Origin of the sequence: Shewanella decolorationis S12 (assembly GCF_000485795.1) — a bacterium.
GTDB lineage: Bacteria > Pseudomonadota > Gammaproteobacteria > Enterobacterales > Shewanellaceae > Shewanella > Shewanella decolorationis.
This window is the reverse complement of record NZ_AXZL01000044.1, coordinates 58,161-65,206: the sequence shown is the minus strand read 5'-3', so window position 1 is coordinate 65,206 and position 7,046 is coordinate 58,161. Positions and strand designations below refer to the sequence as shown.

Here is a 7,046-nt window from a genome sequence, read left to right as displayed (position 1 = left end):
CAAAGATGCATTTAACATGGGTAGGTATACAGGCAAAGCCTCAAATGATGATAACCACCTACTGAAGTAGGTGGTTTTGGGCTAAAAATAAATACCTCAGCCGTAGCTGAGGTAAAATTAACTTAGCATAAGCCCAGATATAAACCTAATTCAGTGCTTTGATTTCCGACTCACTCACACCGACTTCAAGGGTTTTAGCCACATTCGGCTCCTCTGCCATAGGTTGACCAGCCGCCCTATCGCGATAGGTGATAGCAACTTTAAATGGGGCTTCAAAGGGATACACGGGTTCAATACTATCGACTTCGATGCGATCGCCAATAAACACACTACCTAAGTGCTGTAATCGATTTTGGCCATAATCTAAGCTGAATAAACCGAGGTACACAAATACCCCCGAACCTTGATTTTTGACAATAAAAGGCGCCACAAAGGGCATGGTTTGCTGCTTAGGATCATCCTGCAATGGCACATCGCTTTGGGTATCAGGCTCTAATGCGGGGTCAAAATTAAGCGGTGTGATCCGCATATAATCTAGCAATACCCTGCCCTTTTCATCACCTTGTTGATAATCCCCCAGCGCAAATTCCGTTTGCTTGATTTTAATAAAGTGCGTCAATACCACGGGCAGTTGGCTATCGGGCAGCTTAACTTCAAAGGGATTGGCCGTATTTAAGCTAAAGAGTTTCAGCATCACCTCGGAGGCATTCGCCACCGGTTTTATCTCACTTGGCACCACTGATTCGATGGCATCTTCACTGGAAGATAATGCCGCCTCTTTAGCTTTTGCCTTAGCATCGGCCTGCGCCATGGCCTCATCGTATTGCAGCACTTGGCCATCTTCCATGACCATGTAGATATCATCATTGGTCATATCAAAACGATAAATGCCAACGGCAAGAATACTGAGCACAAGGACAGTCGCCGCTATCGTTAATTTAACAAACATACTCATTCTTTCCCCCAATATCCTACTCGCGGCATGTTTCACTCTTATGATAAAAACCGCCTTGCTCATAGCATCAAAAAATTGCTCTTCCTACAAGGTCAAAGCCGCTTATTTTTGCTTTTAGTCAGCACAAGTTCAGCAAGTTAACCCATGCTGACATATATATGATTTAGACTTTTCATTCCCGTTCCCAATCGGGCTATAATTCTGTCTGCAAAAAGCATCAATCCCATAAAAATATTGCCGAGCTTTTAAGGATTTTATCGCCAATGACCAATGCATCGACCAGCCCTTTTGCTGTGTTAAACCAAACCACTGCAAACTCGTTTAATGAACAGAAAAACTTGATAAAACGGGTATTTAAAGGTAAGCCTGTGCAATGTCCAAGCTGTAATCAAACCCTCAAAGTCATCTTGCCGGAGACAGCTAAAGCCGAGCAGGCAGCAGGTATTTTCTGCCCCAAAGGCTGTACCGATATCGAGCTAGACATGGAGGCCGTAGCAGGTATCTAAGCCTTCCTTTTGGACGAGTGCAATTGTCCACGAAAATAATGGCGGTAATATCCCACGAGATTACTGCCAATAAACAGCAGCTCCATCAATACCGCCATGGGCGAACCCACTAAGATATTGTGGCACAACCAAAAACTGGTGCCGACTATCATCAATAAGCGCAGATTTTTATCCGCCTGACAAAAGGCGGCGCGGGTTTGAAACAGCGTTCCAATACAACTTATCACGCTCACAAGCCCGCTATAAGTTAAGCCGCTCATTAGCACTGCCGCTCCACTAAAAAACCACATGACTTTTTTTGACGTTGTAAAAATGCTGGTGAGGTAACGCACTGTGGCAATCCCCATCAGGCCTGCGGCCGTCCATTGTGCCAATAAGCAAAAATGGATGGAGATTAGGATGCCCGAGACGAACAAGCAGGCGACGATGCGCTCACGCGCCTTAAATTGAAACGACATTAAATCGAAAACGATGGCAATCGCCACCAATAGTTGTGACAGGGTAAAAGCACTCAAGATAGGCTCCTTTAGGGTTCAATATCGACTTATAAAATAAGCCGATATATTCAGCTGTGACTCAAACTTAGCGCCGAGGAGCATGAAGGGGATGACCTAAAAGTGCATTAACTTAAGTTAACTGGCAGAAGATTTTACCGTGAATCTTGCAAACGTCTGCGGATCCGCGACAGGCTAATGGCGGTAATACCAATATAATTGGCCAGTTGGGCATGGGTTAAACGCTCAACCCAGAGGGGAAAGTATTGGAGTAAATGTAAGTAACGTTGCTCTGGTGTATTGAGCAGCAAAAAGGCTTCTTTTTGTTCTTTATACAATAATTGCTGTTTGAGTAGCGAAAGTTGTACTCGCTGCATCGTTAGCTCGTTTAATACGGCAAGTGGCATTTGCACTAGCCGACAAGCAGTGACGGTTTCTAACTGATAGGGCGCAACCTCCTGCTTTAACCAACTGCTGTATAAGAAACACAGTTCACCTTCGAAGTAAAACTCCTTGCAGCGCTCACAGCCCTCTTGGGTATAGTGGCAAGCGCGCACTATGCCTTCCACCACAAAATAGGCAAAGGTTTGGTGCTCGCCTTGGGGTAACAAGCACTCGCCAGGCTGATATGAAAGCGCCCTTGCGTGGGTGAGTAGCGGCGCTAAACGTTCAGGCTCGGCCCCTAAGGCGAGCAAATATTGCCAAAGGGGTTGGATTGCCAGCTCAGTTGCCGCCTGATGCGCCGATGCAGAGTACGCCGTCATTACATCACCGACTTTGCCATTCACATTCGACCAAGGGCGCTTGGTGTGGCGCATCCTTAAGGCCTAAGGCCACCTTAAATACCCGATTCGGTGGAATGATGCCGACGCCTTTTGGGGTGCCCGTCATCACAATGTCGCCGTTTTCTAAAGTGGTAAAGCGTTGTAATTCTTCTAGAATCGTCTGCGGATTATAGATCATTAACTCAGTATGGCCCGCTTGTGTTAACACTCCGTCTATCGTTAAGCTGAACTCAAATGCCGTGCAAGCATCATCGATAGCAACAAAAGGGCTAAAAAGCGCCGCGCCATCGAAGGCTTTAGCCTTTTCCCAGGGGAGTCCCTTGGCTTTCAGTTTGCTTTGCAGCTCTCGCTTAGTGAGATCCAGCCCTACCCCAACGTGGCTAAAACGCCCCTGCTGATAGATAAAACACAGCTCAGTTTCATAGTGCAGTGTCTCACCTAAATGCTCAGCATGCAGCACTGTGCTAATTGCCGAGTTAGGCTTAAAAAACACCACCATATCTTCGGGAATGTCATTACCCAGCTCGTGAATATGGTCAACATAATTACGCCCGATACAGAGAATTTTACTGGGGGAGATCGCCTGGTTTTCTAACATCACGGTTTTCATCAAAACTCCTTTCATGATTCAGCTGCGCAATATAATTATCCGCATCGAGTAGGTTAAGACTTTACACTCGCAACTCTCTGCTACACTTATGTTTATACCCCAATAAAAACAAGCAACTAATACTTGTGGTACGGCGTATTCTTCCATTGTCCACTCGATGTTACCGCCTGATTTGGCAGACATCATAGACGAAAAGGTCGATGACTCAATGTTAACACTCAGTATCAAGCAAAAAATGCTCTTAAGCTTCAGCGCAATTGGTATCCTGTTATTAGCAGGCAATAGTTTCTTCTACCATTCGCTCCATCAAGTTCAAATTAGTTATAGCAATATCGAAACGCTCGCCATACCCGTTCAGAAACAAAGCAATAACTTACAACTCGTGCTCGTTAAAATGTCGCGCCTTGCAACTTTAGCCCATAGCCAAAATGACACCGCCGAGCTAACGCAAAGCCAAAAAGGATTCAATGCGCTAGAGCATAAATATCAAAGCATTGAAAACGAGCTGAAACAGATGGTTAGCGACCAACCTCAGATGCAAACCTCGCTGAAAGAAGCTCAAAAACGCTACCAAGCCTACCAACAACAAAGCCAAGATATGTTTAGTGCTAAGCTTGCGAATGAACAAGCAAAGCAACATTATCAAACACTTTTTAATCAGTTTATTGAGGCTAAAACGCAAGCAAGTAATGCAATGATCGATTTGGAGACGATCTCATTGCCCGATAATCCGGCGCTTTTAGAGGAGATAATCGGAACAGGGACACGTATTGACGATATGCTTTACACATTAACCAACACAATGTCAGAGTTAACGCATGCTCAGGATACTGATACGATAAACTCGCATAAACAGGATATTGCCTTATTGCTAGGAAATTTAAGTACAAACTTTACCTTTTTAAAACAACAAGCTTCGGGGATCGACACCCTAGGGTTACTGGAAATTTTTGAGCAACAAGCCACTCTATTCAATCGGTTACTTTCAACTCCAGGCGAGCTATATCAGGCACAACAGCAAGTGGTAGCTAACCACACTCAAGCTGAGCAGCATTTTAAAAATGCGGAACAAGAATTCAATGCCAATACCCTAGCGTTAGATAAATTATTGGCCCTAGCAGACAGACGCTTTAGTCTGTTACAAAACATAGCAAATGATGATATTCAACGAGGTCAAACACTGGCTATTGTGCTAGCAGCCATGTTTGTGTTTATGGTCAGTTCTATTTCCTTCTTTACCCTAAGGGCCATGTTAGTACCACTCACTCTGGCAAATAGTGCGCTGGCAAATATCGCAAGGGGTGACTTATCGAAGAGAATACCTAAACGCCATAATGATGAATTTGGTACGCTTATTGATAACATGAATATGCTTTGTGATGACTTGGCTAAGCTGTTAACCCATATCAGTAATGACGCCCATTCGCTAGATAACTCAGCTACACAAACTCACCAACAGGGCCAAGGCATTGCAAACGCAGCCTCGACACAAATTGAGCGGATAAACGGTACCAAAAACCTCACAGAGCAAATGTTTACCAGTTCGACTCTTGTAGCGGAACAAGCTAGTGACTCGGCAAAACAGATAGTCCAAGCATCTCAACACAGCAATGAAGCACAAAATATTGCCGCCAATAATCAGGCTAAAATAGCAGAATTAAGTACAGGTTTGAGTGAGTCAGTCGCCATCATGTCGAGGCTCAGTTCCCACAGCCACAATATTGGCAGTATTCTCACAACCATTAACAGCATCGCAGAACAAACCAATCTGCTGGCGCTCAATGCCGCCATTGAAGCTGCAAGAGCGGGGGAACATGGCAGGGGCTTTGCTGTTGTTGCCGATGAAGTGAGGTCACTCGCGTCACGAACCCAAGCATCAACCGCTGAGATCCAACAGATGATCTTAGCTTTACAGCAAGAAACCTCGACGGCCGCAACAGCCATTAGCTCAGGCCAAAAACAGGCCAATGATTGTGTAGAGCAAAGCAAAACGCTACATCAGGCTATCGCCCAAATTGAAGCTACGCTTAGTGCAATTAATGAGATAAGTTTACAAATTACCCAAGCTGCCCACGAACAGTTAGATTACAGCAGACATATTGAATCCAGCATGGAGGAAGTCGCATCGGCTGCGGATCAAAATGCTCAGGAAGCAATGGATATGGCGAAGCGCAGTAATGAAGTGACTCAGTTAGCACATTCACTCACTCGCTCAATTGAACGATTTACGCTGTGATAGCAAGCCTTGAAATAGGCAAAGCAACACCGCCGTTAATAATTTGGCTTTAAGTTTGGGCGTGTTGACGTTTCAAGATGAGATGTTGTTCGTTCTGGCAAGCACGTGCTCGCGAAACGAGGAATGATGTATCGTTATTCTACTCAAATGACGAGCGGCTCTTATGACAGAAAGTAACAGCAAGAGCTTGCTAGACGAACCCTTCGGGCAGTATTTGGTTGGTGTTTCTGCGGCGTTATCCCCCAGTATCTAGAATGTAATATCTAGAATATCCAAAACACTGCCTTTGCTTTGTAAAAGACAGGTTACCCGCCCGCAGAAACCTCAACCAGCATCAATAATGACCATAATACATAGCTTTAAACTCACTGAAATTTAAGCATATTCCATTAAAAACTCATCAAGTTGTTCGTTAGCTATTTCAATTTCATCGCCTTCGAACTGCGCAATATGGAACATTCCCTCACCTTCGTTGGTCACGGGTATATTGCTGATCCCTATGATAATGCCATCGGTTGGCGCGCGAATGGCTACGCTATCACCGCCATGCGGACTCACAATATGGGCGATAATGTATCCCTTGTTAACCCGCTGCCCGAGTTTAAGCTTCATATTCACCAAACCATCGGACTCACTGCGAACCCAATAACTGCGTATTGCACTCACGCTGGCGACCTTGTTACTGACTCGCCCCTTGAGCATACCAAGGCTGCGCATCACATTGAGTACGCCCTTGAGCCCCGACTTAATCGCAAGCTCACTAAAGCGCAGTGCCTCACCCGCCTCATACAAAATACAGGGAATACCCTGCTGATTCGCATAGCCACGCATCGACACGCTGCGCGCCTTGGAGTGCATGATAAGTGGCGCGCCGAAGGCATTGGCCATGGCTAACATGGTTGCATCGCCAGTATCGCAGCGGATCTGCGGCAAGTTGTCTCTATGGATAGCGCCTGTATGTAAATCAATCACATGGGTCGCATGCACCAATAATTGGGTAGCAAAAAGATTGGCTAAACGGCTCGCCAGCGCACCTTTGCTCGAGCCGGGGAAACAACGATTGAGATCGCGCCTATCGGGTAGATAACGGGATTGTTGAATAAAACCAAACACATTGACTATGGGCACAACAATCAGAGTGCCAGTTAGATTCTTCGGATTGACGCGTCCCAGTAACCGACGACAGATCTCAATACCATTGAGCTCATCACCATGGATGGCGGCGCAGACTAACAGTGTCGGGCCGGGTTTGAGGCCGTGGAACACTTCCACATGAATCTCGAGTTGGGTATCGGTATAGAGCTTAGCGGCGGGGGAGTTTTATCCCCATTTGCGTGCCCGCAACGACTCGCTTGCCTTCAATTTCAAACGCTTCGCGTTTTTTTACCATAGTCACTCCCTGATGCTATCCCTAAAAGCGCCATACGGCACTTTGTCTCTCGCCCCAAAAACTGAGCCGA

6 protein-coding genes and 1 pseudogene are annotated in these 7,046 nt (G+C 45.8%); 2 read left to right on the top strand and 5 right to left on the bottom strand.

Features of this window, described 5'->3' with window-relative positions:
• Positions 1-145: 145 nt before the first annotated feature.
• Positions 146-955 carry a hypothetical protein gene (locus SHD_RS02990; RefSeq protein ID WP_039977333.1) on the bottom strand — a complete coding sequence of 270 codons (810 nt, stop codon included), beginning with the start codon at positions 953-955 and terminating at the stop codon, positions 146-148.
• 263 nt (positions 956-1,218) lie between these two features.
• Between SHD_RS02990 and SHD_RS02985 the strand changes: the two genes are divergently transcribed.
• Positions 1,219-1,461 carry a hypothetical protein gene (locus SHD_RS02985; protein ID WP_023265783.1) on the top strand — a complete coding sequence of 81 codons (243 nt, stop codon included), beginning with the start codon at positions 1,219-1,221 and terminating at the stop codon, positions 1,459-1,461.
• On the opposite strand, the gene SHD_RS02980 is transcribed toward SHD_RS02985, so the two are convergent.
• The 3 genes from SHD_RS02980 to SHD_RS02970 form a co-directional block, all read right to left on the bottom strand.
• A complete protein-coding gene (locus SHD_RS02980) occupies positions 1,458-1,976 on the bottom strand; it encodes a YgjV family protein (protein WP_023265782.1) in 519 nt (172 codons plus the stop codon). The genes SHD_RS02985 and SHD_RS02980 overlap by 4 nt on opposite strands.
• A gap of 134 nt (positions 1,977-2,110) precedes the next feature.
• Positions 2,111-2,719 carry a Crp/Fnr family transcriptional regulator gene (locus SHD_RS02975; protein WP_039977337.1) on the bottom strand — a complete coding sequence of 203 codons (609 nt, stop codon included), beginning with the start codon at positions 2,717-2,719 and terminating at the stop codon, positions 2,111-2,113.
• A gap of 4 nt (positions 2,720-2,723) precedes the next feature.
• Entirely contained in the window at positions 2,724-3,350 is a 627-nt protein-coding gene (locus SHD_RS02970) for a fumarylacetoacetate hydrolase family protein (protein WP_039977331.1), read from the bottom strand.
• A gap of 208 nt (positions 3,351-3,558) precedes the next feature.
• Here SHD_RS02970 and SHD_RS02965 point away from each other — a divergent pair, with 208 nt between their 5' ends.
• On the top strand, positions 3,559-5,586 hold the full coding sequence (locus SHD_RS02965) for a methyl-accepting chemotaxis protein (RefSeq protein ID WP_039977335.1): 2,028 nt from the start codon (positions 3,559-3,561) through the stop codon (positions 5,584-5,586).
• Positions 5,587-5,961: 375 nt separating this feature from the next.
• On the opposite strand, the pseudogene SHD_RS02960 reads toward SHD_RS02965, so the two are convergent.
• A pseudogene (locus SHD_RS02960) lies at positions 5,962-6,976 on the bottom strand (succinylglutamate desuccinylase/aspartoacylase family protein).
• Positions 6,977-7,046 lie beyond the last annotated feature (70 nt).

What these genes read in the sequence shown, in the direction of transcription:
- SHD_RS02990 (WP_039977333.1), bottom strand. Translation starts at nt 955, where the DNA reads ATGAGTATGTTTGTTAAATTAACGATAGCGGCGACTGTCCTTGTGCTC.
- SHD_RS02985 (WP_023265783.1), top strand. Translation starts at nt 1,219, where the DNA reads ATGACCAATGCATCGACCAGCCCTTTTGCTGTGTTAAACCAAACCACT.
- SHD_RS02975 (WP_039977337.1), bottom strand. Translation starts at nt 2,719, where the DNA reads ATGACGGCGTACTCTGCATCGGCGCATCAGGCGGCAACTGAGCTGGCA.
- SHD_RS02970 (WP_039977331.1), bottom strand. Translation starts at nt 3,350, where the DNA reads ATGAAAACCGTGATGTTAGAAAACCAGGCGATCTCCCCCAGTAAAATT.
- SHD_RS02965 (WP_039977335.1), top strand. Translation starts at nt 3,559, where the DNA reads ATGTTAACACTCAGTATCAAGCAAAAAATGCTCTTAAGCTTCAGCGCA.